The organism is Halorubrum sp. SP9, from assembly GCF_005435015.1.
Taxonomy (GTDB): domain Archaea; phylum Halobacteriota; class Halobacteria; order Halobacteriales; family Haloferacaceae; genus Halorubrum; species Halorubrum sodomense.
In genome coordinates this window covers 1-388 of sequence record NZ_SGXU01000454.1, presented here as the reverse complement: position 1 = coordinate 388, position 388 = coordinate 1, and the positions used below count along the sequence as shown (strand labels likewise).

Below are 388 nucleotides of genomic sequence, written 5' to 3'. Positions count from 1 at the left end.
GTCCACCTCGTCGATCACCGCCTCCCAGTCGGTCGCGGTGTTCGCGAAGCCGAACCGCTCCGCCGCCTCGGCCAGCGCTTCCTCGTCGCGCCCGACGAGCGTGTGCCGCTCGACCTCGGGCGCGTCCGGGAAGAACATCGGGAGCCGCGCCAGCGCGTTCGCGTGCGCCTTGCCCATGAATCGATACCCCAGTACGCCGATCCGCAGTGGTTCGTCGGTCATTGTCGTGGATTCCTTGGTCGCCGCCTCACTCCGCCCAGTACGCGTCGCCCGGCTCCGTCTCGAAGACCGCGCGGTCGAGCACGTCGACCGCCTTCTCTAACCCCTCGCGCGCCGAGGTGAGCGAGTCCTCGTGTTCGATCGACAGCGCGCCCTCGTAGCCGACCAT

At 69.1% G+C, this 388-nt stretch carries 2 pseudogenes; both read right to left on the bottom strand.

The features are described from left to right. Positions 1-222 (bottom strand): annotated as a pseudogene (locus EXE45_RS18225) (gfo/Idh/MocA family oxidoreductase); the annotation flags it as partial. 25 nt (positions 223-247) lie between these two features. After that, positions 248-388 (bottom strand): annotated as a pseudogene (locus tag EXE45_RS18220) (sugar phosphate isomerase/epimerase); the annotation flags it as partial.